This window comes from Pantoea cypripedii (assembly GCF_011395035.1).
Taxonomy (GTDB): domain Bacteria; phylum Pseudomonadota; class Gammaproteobacteria; order Enterobacterales; family Enterobacteriaceae; genus Pantoea; species Pantoea cypripedii_A.
This window is the reverse complement of sequence record NZ_CP024768.1, coordinates 260,113-275,727: the sequence shown is the minus strand read 5'-3', so window position 1 is coordinate 275,727 and position 15,615 is coordinate 260,113. Positions and strand designations below refer to the sequence as shown.

Sequence of the window (15,615 nt, the reverse complement as noted above, 5' to 3'; positions counted from 1 at the left end):
TTTATTTCTCACTCTCCACCAGGCCACGCACAAAGGCACGCTGCATGACTAAAACCACCACCACCGGTGGGATCAGGGTTAATAACATTGCCGCCATCACTTCGTTCCACTGCGTCGGCCCGCCGCTGGTGTTGATCATACTTTTCACCCCCGCCACCGCGGTACCGAGGCTGGCGTCATTGATAATCAGCAGCGGCCACAGGTACTGGTTCCAGCCGTAGATAAACGTGATCACGAACAGCGCCGCCAGATTGGTTTTCGACAGCGGCAGCACGATATCCCAGAAGAAACGCATTGGGCTGGCACCGTCGATGCGCGCCGCTTCAATCAACTCATCCGGCAGTGACATAAAGAACTGACGAAACAGGAAGGTGGCGGTGGCCGATGCCATCAGCGGCAGTGTCAGACCACTGTAGCTGTCGAGCATATGCAGCGTCGAAATCACTTCCACCGTCGGGAAGATACGCACTTCAACCGGCAGCATCAGGGTGATGAAAATCAGCCAGAAAAACAGCGAGCGCAGCGGAAAACGGAACCACACCAGCGCAAACGCTGACAGCATCGAGACGGCAATTTTTCCCACGGTAATGCCGAGCGCCATCACCAGGCTGTTGAACAGCATCAGACCAAAGGCCGGGCCACTGCCGTTCACCCCCTGGGTCCAGATGCGGGCAATGTTGTCCCATAAATGCGTGCCAGGGATCAGCGTCATCGGCACCTGATACACCGCGTTGTTGTCCAGCGTGGCCGCCACAAAGGCGACATACAGCGGAAACAAAATGGTCAGCACGCCCAGCACCAGCAGCGTGTGGCTGAAGATATCCAGCCCGCGTCGGTTCTCAATCATTGGTATTGCACCTTACGCTCGACAAAGCGGAATTGCAGGATAGTCAGGCCAATCACCAGCAGCATCAGCACCACCGATTGCGCCGCCGACGAGGAGAGATCCAGCCCGGTAAAACCTTCGCGATAAATTTTATAAATCAGCGTGGTGGTGGCCTGCACCGGACCGCCACCGGTCGCCGCATCGATCACCGGGAAGGTATCGAAGAAGGCGTACACCAGGTTGACCACCAGCAGGAAGAAACTCACCGGGGTGATCAGTGGCAGGGACAGGTTAAAGAAACGACGCACCGGTCCGGCTCCATCAATCGCTGCCGCTTCCACCAGCGATTTGGGGATCGATTGCAGTGCGGCAAAGAAAAACAGGAAGTTGTAGCTCATCTGCTGCCAGATCGACGCCAGAACAATCAGGAACATCGCCTGGCCGCTATTCTGCGCGTAGTTCCAGTCGTAGCCGATTTGGTTCAGGAGATGGCTGAACAGACCGAGTCCGGGGTTAAACAGAAACATCCACAGCACCGCCGCCACTACCGGAGCCACCGCATAAGGCAGCAACAGCAGGGTTTGATACAGCTTCTTCAGCCGCACCACGTAATCCACCAGCGCCGCCAGCAGTAGCGAAAACAACATGCCGCATACCGTCACCAGCGCGCTGAACTCAATGGTGGTCCAGAAGGACGCCAGGTAGTATTCATCGTTAAACAAGCGACGGAAGTTATCCAGCCCGACAAAGGTGCTGGTGATGCCAAAGGGATCAAGGTTTTGCAGCGAATACCACAGCGCTTCACCCGCTGGCCACAGAAAGAAGATGGCGGTAATCACCAGCTGCGGCAGCACCAGCAAGTAAGGTAACAAACGGGAGCGGAATACGGGGCGTGATGAGGACATAGCAGACTCGGTCAGACAAAAAGATCGGGGCAGATCGCAGGGATCTGCCCCGTTACGGCGGTTACTTCACCTGCTGCTCAAAACGGCGCAGCAGTTCGTTTCCGCGTTTCACTGAGTTATCCAGTGCTGCCTGCGGCGACTGTTTGCCAGTCCACACGCCTTCCAGCTCCTCGTCCACGATGGTACGAATCTGCGGCATGTTGCCCAGACGCATCCCTTTGGTGAACGGCAGCGGATCTTTGTTCAGCATCTGACGCGTCGCAATGTCTGCGCCTGGGTTCTTGTCATAGAAGCCCTGCTGTTTGGTCAGCTCATAAGCTGCGGTGGTGATCGGCAGATAACCGGTTTTCTGGTGCCATTCCGCTGCGATTTCCGGCTGGGCCAGGAACTGCATAAATTCCGCGACACCTTTGTAGGTGTTGGCATCTTTCCCTTTCATCACCCACAGGCTGGCACCACCGATGATGGCGTTCTGCGGTGCGTTCGGTACGGTGGAGTCATACGGCATCATGCCAACGCCAAAGTTGAATTTGGCGTAATGTTTGATATCCGCCAGTGAACCGGAAGAGGCTGTGGTGATGCCGCAATCGCCGTTATAGAACTTGGCGGTTGATTCATCTTTACGGCCAAAGTAGGTGAAGTCACCCTTCTTGTTCATATCTTCCAGCATCTGGATGTGGCGAACCTGCACCGGCTTGTTGAATTCCAGCACTGCGTCTGTGCCGTCAAAGCCGTTGTTTTTGGTCGCTACCGGCAGAGCATGCCAGGCGCTGAAGTTTTCAATCTGAATCCAGCCCTGCCAGCCGCTGGCGTAACCACAGGTCATGCCTGCTTTACGCAGCGCATCGGCGTCTTTCGCCAGTTCCTGCCAGGTTTTCGGCGGCTGATCCGGGTTCAGACCGGCTTTTTTGAAGGCGTCTTTGTTGTAGTACAGCACCGGCGTCGAGCTGTTAAACGGCTGGGAGATCAGATGACCGCTGGAGTCGCTGTAGTAACCTGCCACGGTCGGGACGAACTGTTTTTCATCGAAAGCGATACCGGCATCCTGGAAGACCTGATGCACCGGCACAATGGCTTTTGACGCCATCATGGTGGCAGTGCCGACTTCGTACACCTGCAAAATAGCCGGTGCTTTGCCGGTACGGACTGCTGCAATCCCCGCCGCCAGGCTCTGTTCATAGTTGCCTTTGTAGACCGGGACGATTTTATAGTCTGGGTGAGCCTGGTTAAAACGTTGTGCCAGAGAATCAACTTCTTTGCCTAACTCGCCTTCCATTGAGTGCCAGAAAGGAATTTCGGTAGCAGCCAGCGCATTACCGCTGAGCGCCAGACCGAGCAGTGCACTCATCAGGCGGGGACGAAGCGTAAAAGCGGACATAAAGTTTTCCTGTGCTGTTAGATACGCGCGAAATCACGCATTTTTTGTTCGCGAAGTAACATGACACGGGAAAATGACGGAAAAATAACAGGTTAATGACGGGAGTGTGACAGGGGTGAATCTGGTTTAACATGGTACGAATTGTAGAAAAGGTCGCCATAAATGGCGACCCTACGGGTGGATGTGTTTGTTGCGTAGGGTCGGCATTCATGCCGACCTGGTATCAGGCACCCAAATACGCGCTGCGCACCGCTTCGTTGGATAGCAACGCGGCGCCGGTATCCTCCAGCACCACATGCCCGTTCTCCAGCACGTAGCCACGGTCGGCCAGTTTCAGCGCCTGGTTGGCGTTCTGCTCCACAAGGAAGATGGTCATCCCTTCTTTACGCAGCTGTTCGATGGTGTCGAAAATCTGCTGAATGATGATCGGTGCCAGGCCCAGTGATGGCTCATCCAGCAACAGCAGACGCGGCTGGCTCATCAGCGCACGGCCAATCGCCAGCATCTGCTGCTCACCGCCCGACATGGTGCCTGCACGCTGCACCTTACGCTCTGCCAGACGTGGGAACAGATCATAAACGCGTTCAATGCGCTCCTGATACTGGCTGCGGCTGGCAAAGAAGCCACCCATCGCCAGGTTCTCTTCCACCGTCATGCGCGAAAACACTCGCCGCCCTTCCGGCACGATGGCGATCGCCTCGCGCATAATGCGCGCGGTTTGCCAGTCGGTGATGGTTTTGCCATCAAAAGTGATGGCACCCGAGGTGGCGCGTGGCTCACCGCACAGCGTGCCGAGTAGCGTAGTTTTACCCGCGCCGTTGGCACCGATCAGGGTGACAATCTCCCCCTGGTTGATATACAGGCTGACGTTATGCAGCGCCTGAATTTTGCCGTAATGCGCGCTGACGTTTTCAATGGTTAACATCGGGTTGGCCATATTACGCCTCTCCTAAATAGGCACGGATCACGTCCGGATTGTTACGAATCTCTTCCGGCGTGCCATTGGCCAGCGGCGTTCCCTGATTGACCACGTAGATGCGATCAGAAATACCCATCACCAGCTTCATATCATGTTCGATCAACAGCACCGACACCTTATGGGTGCCGCGCAGTTCAGCGATCAGCTCATCCAGTTCGTGCGTCTCTTTCGGGTTAAGACCGGCGGCAGGCTCATCCAGCATCAGGATTTCCGGACGCGTCACCATACAGCGCGCAATCTCCAGACGACGCTGCTGACCATAAGCCAGGTTACCCGCCTGGCGGTTCGCCAGTTCAAGCAGACCAATACGCTCCAGCCAGGTGGCGGCACGGTCCAGCGCTTCGCTTTCCCCTTTGCGGAATGCCGGGGTTTTAAACAACCCGGAGAACACGCCGCTTTTCAGATGCTGATGTTGCGCCACCAGCAGGTTTTCAATCACCGTCATCTCACGGAACAGACGCACGTGCTGGAAGGTACGCACAATGCCCATTCGCGCGATTTTCTGCCCCGGTAATCCTGCCAGATTCTGATCACGCAGTTTGATGCTGCCGCCCGTTGGCTTATAGAAACCGGTCAGACAGTTGAACACCGTGGTTTTACCGGCACCATTCGGGCCGATCAGCGACACGATTTCCTGCTCACGCAGTTCCAGCGCCACGTTGTTCACCGCTAGCAGGCCACCAAAGCGCATCATCAGGCCTTCTACCGCTAATAAAGGCTGACTCATGCCTGCTCTCCTGCTTTACCCTGTTTCAGTTTCAGATGCGGACGTTTCATCGGCAGCAGACCCTGCGGTCGCCAAATCATCATCAGCACCATTAAGCCGCCCAGCACCAGCATGCTGTATTCATTCAGATCGCGCATCAGTTCACGCGATACCACCAGCAGCACCGCCGCCAGGATCACCGCAAACTGCGATCCCATACCGCCCAGCACCACAATCGCCAGTACAAACGCTGACTCGACAAAGGTGAAGGACTCCGGGCTGACAAAGCCCTGGCGTGCGGCGAACAACGTACCGGCAAACCCGGCGAAGGCGGCACTGATGGTGAACGCCGTCAGCTTGATGCGCGTCGGGCTAAGGCCGAGTGAACGACAGGCGATTTCATCCTCGCGCAGCGCTTCCCAGGCACGTCCCAGCGGCATGCGCAGCAGACGGTTGATGATAATCAGTGTCAGCACCACCAGCAGCAGCGCGACCAGATAGAGGAAAATAACGCGGTCATTCGGGTCGTATTTCAGACCAAACACCTCATGGAAGGTGCCCCAGCCGCCTTCGCTGACCTTGCGGCCAAACTCCAGACCAAAGAAGGTCGGTTTCGGGATCTGCGCGATGCCGTTCGGACCACCGGTAATGGCGGTGTTATTCAGCAGCAGGATACGCACAATCTCACCAAAGCCGAGGGTGACGATCGCCAGGTAATCACCGCGCAGACGCAGCACCGGGAAGCCGAGCAGCAAACCAAACGCACCAGCCACCAGCCCCGCCAGCGGCAGGCTCTGCCAGAAGCCAAAACCGTAGTAGTGATTGAGCAAGGCGAAGGTGTAAGCACCGATGGCATAGAAACCGCCATAGCCCAGTACCAGCAAACCAGACAGCCCCACCACCACGTTAAGGCCCAGACCCAGCATCACGTAGATCAGCGTCAGGGTGGCGATATCCACGCTACCGCGCGACACCAGGAACGGCCAGACCACCGCCGCAACGATAAACAGCACCATCACCAGCTTCTGCTTCGGCGTCGAACCATCAAAGCCCGGCAGCACCAGCCCGTTTCCGCCACGTTTCAACACGCCCTGGAATAACGGACGCAGCAGCTGGAACAAAAACACCACGCCGCAACCGACAAAAATCCAGTGCCAGCGCACCGTTCCGGCGTTTGACACCACCAGTTTGGTGCCATCAAGATCAAGGCGCATGCCCATAAAAAAGGTGGCAAGCACCAGCAACATCACCGTAGAGATAACGGCATTAACCAGACCGAGGCGCTTCATACTTTTTCCACCTCCGGACGGCCAAGGATACCGGTCGGCATCACCAGCAGCACCACAATCAGCAGCGCAAAGGAAACCACATCTTTATATTCAGTGGAGAGATAAGCCGACGTCAGCGCTTCGGCAATACCCAGCACCAGGCCGCCAATCATCGCCCCCGGAATGCTGCCAATGCCACCCAGCACGGCGGCGGTAAAGGCTTTCATGCCCGCCATAAAACCGATAAACGGGTTGATGGAGCCGTAGAACTGCCCCAGCAACACCCCGGCGACAGCTGCCATCGCCGCGCCAATCACAAAGGTCAGCGAAATCACGCGGTCGGTGTTGATACCCAGCAGGCTGGCCATTTTCAGGTCTTCAGCGCAGGCACGGCAGGCGCGGCCCATGCGCGAATAACGGATAAAAATCGTCAGTGCCAGCATGGCGATAAAGGTCACTACCCAGATCATCAGCTGCATGGTGGAGAGCGTGGCGGCAAAGCCGTTGCTTTCGCCCAGCGTCCATTGGCCGGTGATCAGGCTCGGTAACGCGAGATCGCGCGAGCCTTGCGTCAGGCTGACGTAGTTTTGCAGGAAGATCGACATACCGATGGCGGAGATCAGCGCTATCAGGCGCTTCGAGGAACGTACCGGCTTATAAGCCACGCGTTCGATGCTCCAGCCGTAGGCGCTGGAGATGATGATCGCCATGACAAACCCGGCGGCAATCATCAGCCAGGTGGTGTCGATGCCCATCATCATCAGCGCGGCAATCACGATAAAGGAGACGTAGCTACCGATCATGTACACCTCGCCGTGGGCGAAGTTAATCATGCCGATGATGCCATAAACCATGGTGTACCCGATGGCAATCAGCGCATAGGTGCTGCCCAGGGTCACTCCGTTGAACATCTGCTGGAGGAAATAGAGGAACTGCTCGGACATAACAAGTACCTTAGAAACACGTCCGTGATGGTAAATCGTTACCGCGACTGGCGGTAAATTGACCGGATTTGATTAAGGGCGGCCTGAAGGCCGCCCTGATTTCGTGCTGGATGCAACGATTACTTGATCGCTGTAGATGAGCCGTCTTTGTGCCACTTGAAGATGCCGAATTCGAAGCCTTTCAGGTCACCTTTCTGATCCCAGCTCAGGTCGCCCATCACTGTCGGCACCGGTGCGCCTTCTTTCAGGTTCTTCGCAATGGCATCCGGCTCGTCGCTCTTGCTGCGCTCGATACCCGCCACCAGCGACTGAATCGCCGCATAGGTGGTCCAGACGAACGGACCGGTCGGATCTTTGCGGTTCGGTGCGGTGTTGGCTTTGATCGCATCAACAATGGCTTTGTTGCCCGGCAGCTGGTCATAACGCTTCGGCAGCGTCACGTACAGGCCTTCAGACGCATCACCCGCGATGTTAGACAGGGAAGCGTTGCCGACACCCTCTGGTCCCATAAAGCCCGCGTTCAGGCCTGCCGCTTTCGCCTGGCGCAGAATCTGGCCCAGCTCCGGGTAGTAACCACCGTAGTAAACGAAATCGACGTTATCTTTCTTCAGACGTGCAATCAGGGTAGAGAAATCTTTATCACCGGCGGTGATACCCTCGAACAGCACCACGTTGCCGCCTTTGGCTTTCAGGGTTTTCTGCACGGATTCCGCCAGGCCCTGGCCATACTGCTGCTTATCATGCACCACCGCGATACGTTTCGGTTTGATGGTGTCCAGGATGTAGTTTGCCGCTGTCGGGCCCTGATCGGAATCGAGGCCGGTGGTGCGCAGCACGTCAGCATAACCACGCGCCGTCAGTTCCGGTGCGGTGGCCGCCGGGGTGATCATCAGCACGCCTTCGTCATTGTAGATGTCAGACGCCGGCTGAGTTGAAGAGGAGCAGAGGTGGCCGATAACGTATTTGATGCCATCGTTAACCACTTTGTTAGCCACCGCGACCGCTTGTTTCGGGTCACAGGCATCATCATATTCCACGCCCACCAGCTTATCGCCGTTGACACCGCCTTTGGCGTTGATGTCCTTGATTGCCTGCGCTGCACCGGTAAATTGCATGTCACCGTACTGGGCTACCGGACCGGTTGCCGCACCAACGATGGCAATTTTGATGTCTTTCGCCAGCGCCGCGTGGCTCATCGCCAGCGCCACGCAGCCCGCCAATAATGCGCGTCCTTTACTCATTTTCATGCGAACTTCCCCATCTGTTGTGTCGTGTCTGTTGTGTGTTGGTTTATTTTCTGCCAGTGAAAGAGGAAAACTGATTCAGGAATAATGAGTTAGCGCACTTTTCTGGCATTTATAGGTAATAAGGCGTTATTTTTCAGGTTATTAAACAGGAACTTTCTTCTGTAAATCAACTGACATATTCAGTAATGCCCCGGTCAAACAGCAGAATCCTCTGGTTGTTATGGCCACATTTTAGCCACATCACCAGCGTATTATGCTGGCTTAATACACAACACTCGGACTGTTAAACCATAATACTGGCAAACTGGATGTTGTTTGACCTGTTTTTATCAAAAAAAAGTGACAGCGCTCTGACTGTCTAAATTCGCTACACTATGCCCTTTGCACTAGTACAGGTACGGGTAATGAAGCTCACTATTCAGCGCTTAACATCGTTGACGACACAGGATCGCATCGACCTGACCAAAGTCTGGCCTGAGTTCGACATTTCGCAACTGGAAGCTCAGCTCAGCGAAACGCAGCGTGTCTATGCCGCGCGTTTTAATGACCGCCTGCTGGCGGCACTGCAACTGACGATTCAGGGCACTCAGGGGAAAATTACGCATCTCAGCGTGCGTGAAGTCACGCGTCGCCGTGGGGTGGGGAAATATTTACTGGAAGAGACGCTGGCGCAGAACAGTTCGCTGGCGGATTGGTGGATTGCCGATGACGGCGAGGCTGATCAGGGCATACGCGCCGCGTTTATGCAGGCTTGTGGTTTTCGTGCACAGGTTGATGGCTGGATTCGATGAATTGCGGGCATAAAAAAGGCGACTCCGGGAGTCGCCTGTTTTTCTGAGCCTTATCAGGCTTCAATCGCCATACGCAGTTTCTTCATGGCGTTCTTTTCCAGCTGGCGCACACGCTCTGCGGAAACACCGTATTGGTCGGCCAGTTCCTGCAACGTGGTTTTGTTTTCTTCATCCAGCCAGCGCGCACGGATGATGTGCTGGCTACGCTCGTCCAGACCCTGCATCGCGTCGGTCAGTTTGTCGGCGGCGTGCGCATCCCAGTTATCCTCTTCGATGCCATCGGCAAAGTCAGAGGTTTTATCCTGCAGATACAGCACCGGAGCCATGGTTTTGCTTTCGCCACTTTCGTCGTCAGACGACATGTCGAAAGTCATGTCCTGCGCTGCCATGCGGGATTCCATTTCGCGCACGTCTTTGCTGCTCACGCCCAGCTCGCGCGCTACCATTTCCACTTCATCCTGGTTAAACCAGCCCAGACGCTGCTTGGTTTTACGCAGGTTAAAGAACAGCTTACGCTGTGCCTTGGTGGTAGCGACCTTCACGATACGCCAGTTACGCAGTACGTACTCGTGAATCTCAGCTTTAATCCAGTGCACGGCAAACGACACCAGACGCACACCCACTTCAGGATTGAAGCGGCGCACCGCCTTCATCAGGCCGATGTTGCCTTCCTGAATCAGGTCCGCCTGTGGCAAGCCGTAACCGGAATAGTTACGAGCGATATGAACAACAAAGCGCAGATGAGACAGGATCAGCGTCTTAGCTGCATCCAGATCGCCCTGGTAATGCAGCCGTTCAGCCAGCGCTTTTTCCTCTTCTGCCGACAGCATCGGCCAGACGTTGGCGGCCCGGATATACGATTCCAGGTTACCAAGAGGAGCAATAGCTAAAGTTTGCATTTCTTTGGTCATTCAAACCCTCACAAATTCAGTTGAATATTGCCGCACATTTCTTTGGGCAGACGATACAGTATGTCAACGTCACCCGAAATCCGAAAGCAATCTGTGCTACCCGAACTTAGAGATCAAAGTTATCCACAAGTTCCATAGTAACAGTGAATATTTTACACACAGATGACAGGAAGGGAAGCGGAGAAAAAATCCTCTGCGCCCGAGTGCCGGCAGCAGAGGACTATTATACCAAAAAAATGTGTCAGACGTTTACTGCGGCGTAAATCGGCGTAAATGTTGTACTGTCGCCAGCCAGGCGGCAATCCAGCCAATAATCGCGGCAATCAACAGCAGCAGCAGCCCTTCATCCCAGGAAAAACCTTCCAGAACAAAGGTGGTACCGAACACCGTCGCCACCTGCGCCACCACAGATTGCAGACGCAGCACCAGCACTTCAGACAAAATCAGCGACAACACCGCACCGCTGAAACCGAGCAAGGCACCGCCGTACAGGAACGGACGCAGAATAAAGCCATCGGTGGCACCGATCAGCTTCTGCACATTAATGGTATCGCGACGGGCAAAGATGCTGAGACGCACGCTGTTGCCAATCACCAGGAACACCGCAATCACCATCAACAGGCCGATCATCGAGGCAATTTGCCCAACCAGACCGGTCAGCGCTGCCAGACGGGCAAACCAGCTGTCATCCATCCGCACTTCATCCACGCCCTGCACTTTCGCTACGCGGTCGCGCAGATTCGCCATGGTATCCGAGTTCTGGAAATTCAGTTTCGGCGTGATGATCGCCACCGCAGGCAACGGATTCTGCTCCAGCATATCCATCGCACCACCAAAACCAGACCAGTTGCGGAACTCGTTGAGCGCCTCTTCACGCGTCAGATAATTGACGTTATCCACGCCGTCCAGCTGCTTAAGCTGTGCGGTGACGTTTTCTGCCGCAGTGTCATCCAGCGTTTTGGAGAGATAAACCGTCAGCTGCGGTGCCGGATACCACTGGGTCGCCGCCTGGCTGACGTTTTTCCACACCATATAGCAGACGCTCGGCAGCGTCAGCGAAATAGCAATAACCATCACCGTCAGCAGTGTCGCCAGCGGCTGACGCCACATATCAGACACCGTGCCGCGCAGCGCATAGCGCCACTGTTCCTGCCAACCGCCCTTCAGCGCTTTGCTTTTCGACGGTTGTTTCGCTTTTGGCGCAGGTGCGCGCTTATTGCGTTTATTGACCATCATGGCCTCCGTGCAGGCGTCCCTGATTAAGCGTCATCATGCGGTAGTTACGCCGGGCTATCAGCCCCATATCATGGGTCGCCATCAGCACCGTGACACCCACGCGATTGAACTCTTCAAACAGGCGCAAAATATCTTCAGACAAGGCTTCGTCGAGGTTACCGGTCGGTTCATCCGCCAGCAGCACGGCGGGCTTATTCACCACGGCACGGGCAATCCCGACGCGTTGCTGTTCACCGCCAGAGAGCTGAATCGGGAAACTTTTCGCTTTGTCGAGCAGGCCGACTTTATCCAGCGCCGCCGACACGCGACGACGAATGTCCTCACCGCTGGCACCCGAGATAATCAGCGGGATTGCCACGTTGTCATACACTGAACGGTCCATCAGCAGATGGTGATCCTGGAAGATCATACCAATCTGGCGACGTAAAAAGGGCACTTCGCTATTCCGCAGCCGGGTAATGTCGTGCCCGCTGAACCAGATCTGCCCGGCGCTCGGGCGCTCAATGCCACAAATCAGCTTCAGTAAGGTACTTTTCCCCGCGCCAGAGTGGCCGGTCAGAAACGCCATTTCGCCGGGGCGCAGATGGAAATCCACACCCTGGAGCGCCTGGCGTCCGCCCAGATATGCCTTACTGACCTCTTCAAAGCGAATCATCCCAATTAGTCCTCTCGGGCAAACAGTGCCTCAATAAAGTCTGCGGCCTTAAACGGCCGTAAATCCTCGATGCCTTCCCCGACACCGATATAACGAATCGGAATGCCAAACTGATCGGCAACCGAGAAGATCACACCGCCTTTCGCGGTGCCATCCAGTTTTGTCAGCGTGATGCCGGTCAGGCCCACCGCTTCATGGAACAGTTTGGCCTGGCTGATCGCGTTTTGCCCGGTGCTGGCATCAATCGTCAGCATCACTTCGTGCGGCGCATCTTCATCCAGCTTCTTCATCACACGGGTGATTTTCTTCAATTCTTCCATCAGGTGCGATTTGTTCTGCAGGCGGCCCGCCGTATCGGCAATCAGGACATCGACATGACGCGCTTTCGCCGCCTGAATAGCGTCAAAAATGACTGACGCGGAATCAGCACCGGTATGCTGCGCGATAACAGGAATGTTATTACGCTGGCCCCAAACCTGAAGCTGCTCAACCGCAGCGGCACGGAACGTATCACCCGCAGCCAGCATCACAGATTTGCCTTCGGCCTGATACTGGCGCGCCAGCTTACCGATAGTGGTGGTTTTACCGACGCCGTTGACACCCACCATCAGAATAACGAATGGCGTTTTGCCCGCGACATCCAGTGGCGCATCCACTTTATCGAGAATGCCGGCCATCTCTGCCTTCAACAAACCGTATAACGCTTCTGCATCACGCAGCTGCTTACGGTTCGCCTGCTGGGTCAGATTGGCGATAATGCGGCGCGTGGTTTCGACGCCAACGTCCGCAATCAGCAGCTGTTCTTCCAGCTCCTCAAACAGATCGTCATCGATTTTCTTGCCGCGGAACAGCCCGATAAATCCGGAACCAAGATTTTCACGGGTTTTTACCAGGCTGCGTTTCAGACGGGCAAAGAAGCCCTCTTTGGTTGGACGCTCCTGCTCCTGCGGAACAATCGGTGCGGCGGCCAGCGGCAGATCGCTGACGGTGTCCTCCGGTTCCTCTGTCTCAGGTGCAGTTTCAGCCAGTGCCAGCGCTTCCAGTTCTTCATCGCTCAGCGCAATGTCGTCCTCGTCCTGTGCCAGCTCTTCAATCTGAGGTTCTTCTTCAATCGGTGCGACCTCAGGCTGTACGCTCGCTTCCGGCAGAACCTCTTCTTCAACCGCAGTAATGGGTTCAGCGACAGGGGCTTCCTGTTGTTGTGCCACCTGCTCGGTGACGGCAACGGTTTCTTCAGCCTGCGCTTCGGCACGATCTAACGCGCTCTCTTCAACGGCTGGCTCCTGCGCCACTTCAGCAGGTTGCTGCTTCTCTTCCGCTGGCTGTTGCGCCTCTTCTTCTTTGCCAAAGCCTAGCCAGGAAAAAAAGCCGCGTTTTTTCTCTTTTGCCATTGTGTGACTACACTCCTCGATGGCTTATTCCCGGTAGCACGCTGTTCCCAGGGGATAAAAAATTCAATTTGAAGGCTTCAGCCGCGTAAAAATCAGTGAATTACGCGTGCCATACCAACTCACTAGTCTAACACTTTCCAGCCAGCGCACCACAGCACCCTTTTTTACGTTTCTTCTGCCTGCCACGCCCGTTAAACTACGCAACAAATTATGACGAGTTGTGAGCAAAATGAGTAAATCCCCCCGCAGCAGCGGCGCTGCTGGTCAGATCCGTATCATTGGCGGCCAATGGCGCGGTCGTAAATTGCCCGTTCCCGATAGCACGGGCCTGCGGCCGACCACCGATCGGGTGCGTGAAACCCTGTTTAACTGGCTGGCCCCGGATATCCAGCAGGCGCGCTGCCTGGATTGTTTTGCTGGCAGTGGCGCACTTGGCCTGGAAGCGCTGTCGCGTTTTGCCGCCTCCGCCACCCTGCTGGAGCTGGAGCGGCCGGTGGCGCAGCAACTGACGCAGAACCTGCAAACGCTGCGTGCCGGTAACGGCAAAGTGGTCCAAACCAATACGCTGCAATGGCTGAGCCAGCCGGGTGAGCCTTTTGATGTGGTGTTCGTCGATCCACCATTTCGTAAGGGGTTATTGCAGGAGACGCTGGCCCTGCTGGAGCAGAACGGCTGGCTGGCGGAAGATGCGCTAATCTATGTCGAAAGCGAAGTGGAACATGGCGCGTTACCGGTGCCTGCTAACTGGGATCTTTATCGCGAGAAAATTGCCGGACAGGTCGCTTATCGCTTATACCAACGCCAACAAGGAGATGCGTGATGTGGCTTAATCTGGGACGTTTATTGATGATCTGCGTCTGGGCGTTTTTACTGTTAAATCTGGTGCATCCGTTTCCCGTGCCGCTGCGCTATTTTGTGCATGTCGCGCTGTTCTTTATGGTCATCATGCATGGGTTGCAGCTGGTATTGCTGCGCGCCACGCAGCCGAAAGAAGCGCCAAAGCTGGGGCGAGCCACACAATGGAAAATATTCTTTTTCGGCGTGTTTGAGTTGCTGGCGTGGCAGAAAAAGCATTACCCGAAGATGTAACCTGGTTCAGGTGCGCATAAATGCGCACCCTACATCGTAGGGTCGGTATTCATGCCGACCGTGCCAATAACCGCACAGCCATAATTATTGCACCGGGGTAAAACTCACAAACCGGCTGCCCTGCATTTTCAGTTCGCCCTTCACGCCTTTATCCATCTGATGATAATCGCCGGCATTAATGATCAACCTGAAATCCCCTGCGCCATTCAGAGGATGGAACCAGGCTTCATAACGCATATCTTCCCCGGCAATCACTTCACGCTGACGCGAGCGACGGTTCGGTGACGGATACTCACGCTTGGTTTTAACCTCGACACTCAGGGAGCGGATCGGGGAAACATCGTTTACCGCGGTTTCGCGGCGCTGTTTGATAAACTGACGGGTCGCCAAAACGGCAATAATCGCCAGAACGATAAAAAAGAGTAGCGGTGGTTTGCTCATGTTTTCGCTCGTGCTTTGCGTTAGTGTCGGAAAGGTAAAGACGACAAAGCATACAACCAGAGTTGCCCGATTGTCACATTCATCGCCGGTAACATACACTGGGTTGGCGATTTTGGGAAAATTCATCAGACTGGCGGACAACACGTCCAGAAAAAGGGAGAAAACATGCTTTGGTCTTTCCTTGCCGTACTTTTTTCCGGTTGGCTCTATGTCGATGCGACATACCGCGGCCCCCAGTGGCAGCGCTGGTTATTTAAACCCGTCACCCTGCTGCTGCTGTTAGCCTGGGCCTGGCAAGCACCCACCTTCAACACCACCGACTATCTGATTGTGGCCGGCCTGGTCGCCACGCTACTTGGCGATGCTCTGACGCTATTGCCACGCCAGCAGATGCTGTATGCCCTCGGGGCGTTCTTTCTTTCGCATCTGCTGTACACCATCAGCTTCGCCGCGCATATGACGGTGAGTTTCTTCTGGCCGATTCCACTCACGCTATTGATCATCGGCGTGCTGTTGATTGGCATCATCTGGTCGAAACTGGAGGAACTGCGCTGGCCGGTATGCACCTTTATCGGCATGACGCTGGTGATGAACTGGATGGCCGCCGAGAACTACTTCTTCCGTCCGACCGATTACAGCTTCTCGCTGCTGGTCGGTGCCGGGCTGTTGCTGCTGGCAAATATCGTCTGGTTTATCACGCATTACCGCCGCCGGGTCAGCGCCGACAGCGCTCTCGTCGCAGCCTGCTACTTCGCCGGTCACTTTATGATTGTGCGCTCTTTGTGGCTCAACTGAAGAAAAAGTAACCTTAACGCTTGACTCTGGAGTCCACTCCAGAGTGTAGCATC

General features: G+C 55.4%; 17 protein-coding genes. 4 read left to right on the top strand and 13 right to left on the bottom strand.

The window, feature by feature from the left end; genetic code table 11:
• Position 1: 1 nt before the first annotated feature.
• The 8 genes from ugpE to CUN67_RS01210 form a co-directional block, all read right to left on the bottom strand.
• Positions 2-847, bottom strand: coding sequence for a sn-glycerol-3-phosphate ABC transporter permease UgpE (ugpE, locus tag CUN67_RS01245; protein WP_208713669.1), 846 nt, complete (start codon positions 845-847; stop codon positions 2-4).
• On the bottom strand, positions 844-1,731 hold the full coding sequence (gene ugpA, locus CUN67_RS01240) for a sn-glycerol-3-phosphate ABC transporter permease UgpA (protein WP_208713668.1): 888 nt from the start codon (positions 1,729-1,731) through the stop codon (positions 844-846). Before ugpA ends, ugpE begins: the two co-directional genes overlap by 4 nt.
• A 61-nt stretch (positions 1,732-1,792) precedes the next feature.
• Positions 1,793-3,109, bottom strand: coding sequence for a sn-glycerol-3-phosphate ABC transporter substrate-binding protein UgpB (ugpB, locus tag CUN67_RS01235; RefSeq protein WP_084871806.1), 1,317 nt, complete (start codon positions 3,107-3,109; stop codon positions 1,793-1,795).
• 223 nt (positions 3,110-3,332) lie between these two features.
• A complete protein-coding gene (gene livF, locus CUN67_RS01230) occupies positions 3,333-4,046 on the bottom strand; it encodes a high-affinity branched-chain amino acid ABC transporter ATP-binding protein LivF (protein ID WP_208713667.1) in 714 nt (237 codons plus the stop codon).
• Position 4,047: 1 nt separating this feature from the next.
• Entirely contained in the window at positions 4,048-4,815 is a 768-nt protein-coding gene (gene livG, locus CUN67_RS01225) for a high-affinity branched-chain amino acid ABC transporter ATP-binding protein LivG (protein WP_013507459.1), read from the bottom strand.
• The gene (locus CUN67_RS01220) at positions 4,812-6,083 is read right to left on the bottom strand and encodes a high-affinity branched-chain amino acid ABC transporter permease LivM (RefSeq protein ID WP_208713666.1); all 1,272 of its coding nucleotides are present in this window, start codon (positions 6,081-6,083) and stop codon (positions 4,812-4,814) included. The genes livG and CUN67_RS01220 overlap by 4 nt, the downstream gene beginning before the upstream one ends.
• Positions 6,080-7,006, bottom strand: coding sequence for a high-affinity branched-chain amino acid ABC transporter permease LivH (livH, locus tag CUN67_RS01215; protein WP_084871802.1), 927 nt, complete (start codon positions 7,004-7,006; stop codon positions 6,080-6,082). The genes CUN67_RS01220 and livH overlap by 4 nt, the downstream gene beginning before the upstream one ends.
• A gap of 119 nt (positions 7,007-7,125) precedes the next feature.
• On the bottom strand, positions 7,126-8,253 hold the full coding sequence (locus CUN67_RS01210; protein ID WP_208713665.1) for a branched-chain amino acid ABC transporter substrate-binding protein: 1,128 nt from the start codon (positions 8,251-8,253) through the stop codon (positions 7,126-7,128).
• Between the two features lie 404 nt (positions 8,254-8,657).
• Between CUN67_RS01210 and panM the strand changes: the two genes are divergently transcribed.
• Positions 8,658-9,044 carry an aspartate 1-decarboxylase autocleavage activator PanM gene (gene panM / locus CUN67_RS01205; RefSeq protein ID WP_208713664.1) on the top strand — a complete coding sequence of 129 codons (387 nt, stop codon included), beginning with the start codon at positions 8,658-8,660 and terminating at the stop codon, positions 9,042-9,044.
• A gap of 53 nt (positions 9,045-9,097) precedes the next feature.
• Here panM and rpoH read toward each other — a convergent pair whose 3' ends face one another.
• From rpoH to ftsY, 4 genes are all read right to left on the bottom strand, one after another.
• On the bottom strand, positions 9,098-9,955 hold the full coding sequence (gene rpoH / locus CUN67_RS01200) for an RNA polymerase sigma factor RpoH (RefSeq protein WP_208713663.1): 858 nt from the start codon (positions 9,953-9,955) through the stop codon (positions 9,098-9,100).
• Positions 9,956-10,204: 249 nt separating this feature from the next.
• Complete coding sequence (gene ftsX / locus CUN67_RS01195) at positions 10,205-11,188, bottom strand: permease-like cell division protein FtsX (protein WP_208717046.1); 984 nt, start codon at positions 11,186-11,188, stop codon at positions 10,205-10,207.
• Positions 11,178-11,846, bottom strand: a complete 669-nt coding sequence (ftsE, locus tag CUN67_RS01190) for a cell division ATP-binding protein FtsE (protein WP_084871797.1) — start codon at positions 11,844-11,846, stop codon at positions 11,178-11,180. Before ftsE ends, ftsX begins: the two co-directional genes overlap by 11 nt.
• Positions 11,847-11,851: 5 nt before the next feature.
• Positions 11,852-13,237, bottom strand: a complete 1,386-nt coding sequence (gene ftsY, locus CUN67_RS01185) for a signal recognition particle-docking protein FtsY (RefSeq protein WP_208713662.1) — start codon at positions 13,235-13,237, stop codon at positions 11,852-11,854.
• Between the two features lie 229 nt (positions 13,238-13,466).
• On the opposite strand from ftsY, the gene rsmD reads away from it, so the two are divergent.
• Positions 13,467-14,057 (top strand): 16S rRNA (guanine(966)-N(2))-methyltransferase, encoded by a 591-nt coding sequence (gene rsmD / locus CUN67_RS01180; protein ID WP_208713661.1) that lies wholly within the window; start codon positions 13,467-13,469, stop codon positions 14,055-14,057.
• Positions 14,057-14,326 (top strand): DUF1145 family protein, encoded by a 270-nt coding sequence (locus CUN67_RS01175; protein ID WP_208713660.1) that lies wholly within the window; start codon positions 14,057-14,059, stop codon positions 14,324-14,326. The genes rsmD and CUN67_RS01175 overlap by 1 nt, the downstream gene beginning before the upstream one ends.
• A gap of 84 nt (positions 14,327-14,410) precedes the next feature.
• On the opposite strand, the gene CUN67_RS01170 is transcribed toward CUN67_RS01175, so the two are convergent.
• Positions 14,411-14,767, bottom strand: coding sequence for a DUF2500 domain-containing protein (locus tag CUN67_RS01170; protein WP_208713659.1), 357 nt, complete (start codon positions 14,765-14,767; stop codon positions 14,411-14,413).
• Between the two features lie 165 nt (positions 14,768-14,932).
• Here CUN67_RS01170 and CUN67_RS01165 point away from each other — a divergent pair, with 165 nt between their 5' ends.
• On the top strand, positions 14,933-15,562 hold the full coding sequence (locus tag CUN67_RS01165; protein WP_208713658.1) for a lysoplasmalogenase: 630 nt from the start codon (positions 14,933-14,935) through the stop codon (positions 15,560-15,562).
• The last annotated feature ends 53 nt before the right edge of the window (positions 15,563-15,615 follow it).

What these genes read in the sequence shown, in the direction of transcription:
- ugpE (WP_208713669.1), bottom strand. Translation starts at nt 847, where the DNA reads ATGATTGAGAACCGACGCGGGCTGGATATCTTCAGCCACACGCTGCTG.
- ugpA (WP_208713668.1), bottom strand. Translation starts at nt 1,731, where the DNA reads ATGTCCTCATCACGCCCCGTATTCCGCTCCCGTTTGTTACCTTACTTG.
- ugpB (WP_084871806.1), bottom strand. Translation starts at nt 3,109, where the DNA reads ATGTCCGCTTTTACGCTTCGTCCCCGCCTGATGAGTGCACTGCTCGGT.
- livF (WP_208713667.1), bottom strand. Translation starts at nt 4,046, where the DNA reads ATGGCCAACCCGATGTTAACCATTGAAAACGTCAGCGCGCATTACGGC.
- livG (WP_013507459.1), bottom strand. Translation starts at nt 4,815, where the DNA reads ATGAGTCAGCCTTTATTAGCGGTAGAAGGCCTGATGATGCGCTTTGGT.
- CUN67_RS01220 (WP_208713666.1), bottom strand. Translation starts at nt 6,083, where the DNA reads ATGAAGCGCCTCGGTCTGGTTAATGCCGTTATCTCTACGGTGATGTTG.
- livH (WP_084871802.1), bottom strand. Translation starts at nt 7,006, where the DNA reads ATGTCCGAGCAGTTCCTCTATTTCCTCCAGCAGATGTTCAACGGAGTG.
- CUN67_RS01210 (WP_208713665.1), bottom strand. Translation starts at nt 8,253, where the DNA reads ATGAAAATGAGTAAAGGACGCGCATTATTGGCGGGCTGCGTGGCGCTG.
- panM (WP_208713664.1), top strand. Translation starts at nt 8,658, where the DNA reads ATGAAGCTCACTATTCAGCGCTTAACATCGTTGACGACACAGGATCGC.
- rpoH (WP_208713663.1), bottom strand. Translation starts at nt 9,955, where the DNA reads ATGACCAAAGAAATGCAAACTTTAGCTATTGCTCCTCTTGGTAACCTG.
- ftsX (WP_208717046.1), bottom strand. Translation starts at nt 11,188, where the DNA reads ATGGTCAATAAACGCAATAAGCGCGCACCTGCGCCAAAAGCGAAACAA.
- ftsE (WP_084871797.1), bottom strand. Translation starts at nt 11,846, where the DNA reads ATGATTCGCTTTGAAGAGGTCAGTAAGGCATATCTGGGCGGACGCCAG.
- ftsY (WP_208713662.1), bottom strand. Translation starts at nt 13,237, where the DNA reads ATGGCAAAAGAGAAAAAACGCGGCTTTTTTTCCTGGCTAGGCTTTGGC.
- rsmD (WP_208713661.1), top strand. Translation starts at nt 13,467, where the DNA reads ATGAGTAAATCCCCCCGCAGCAGCGGCGCTGCTGGTCAGATCCGTATC.
- CUN67_RS01175 (WP_208713660.1), top strand. Translation starts at nt 14,057, where the DNA reads ATGTGGCTTAATCTGGGACGTTTATTGATGATCTGCGTCTGGGCGTTT.
- CUN67_RS01170 (WP_208713659.1), bottom strand. Translation starts at nt 14,767, where the DNA reads ATGAGCAAACCACCGCTACTCTTTTTTATCGTTCTGGCGATTATTGCC.
- CUN67_RS01165 (WP_208713658.1), top strand. Translation starts at nt 14,933, where the DNA reads ATGCTTTGGTCTTTCCTTGCCGTACTTTTTTCCGGTTGGCTCTATGTC.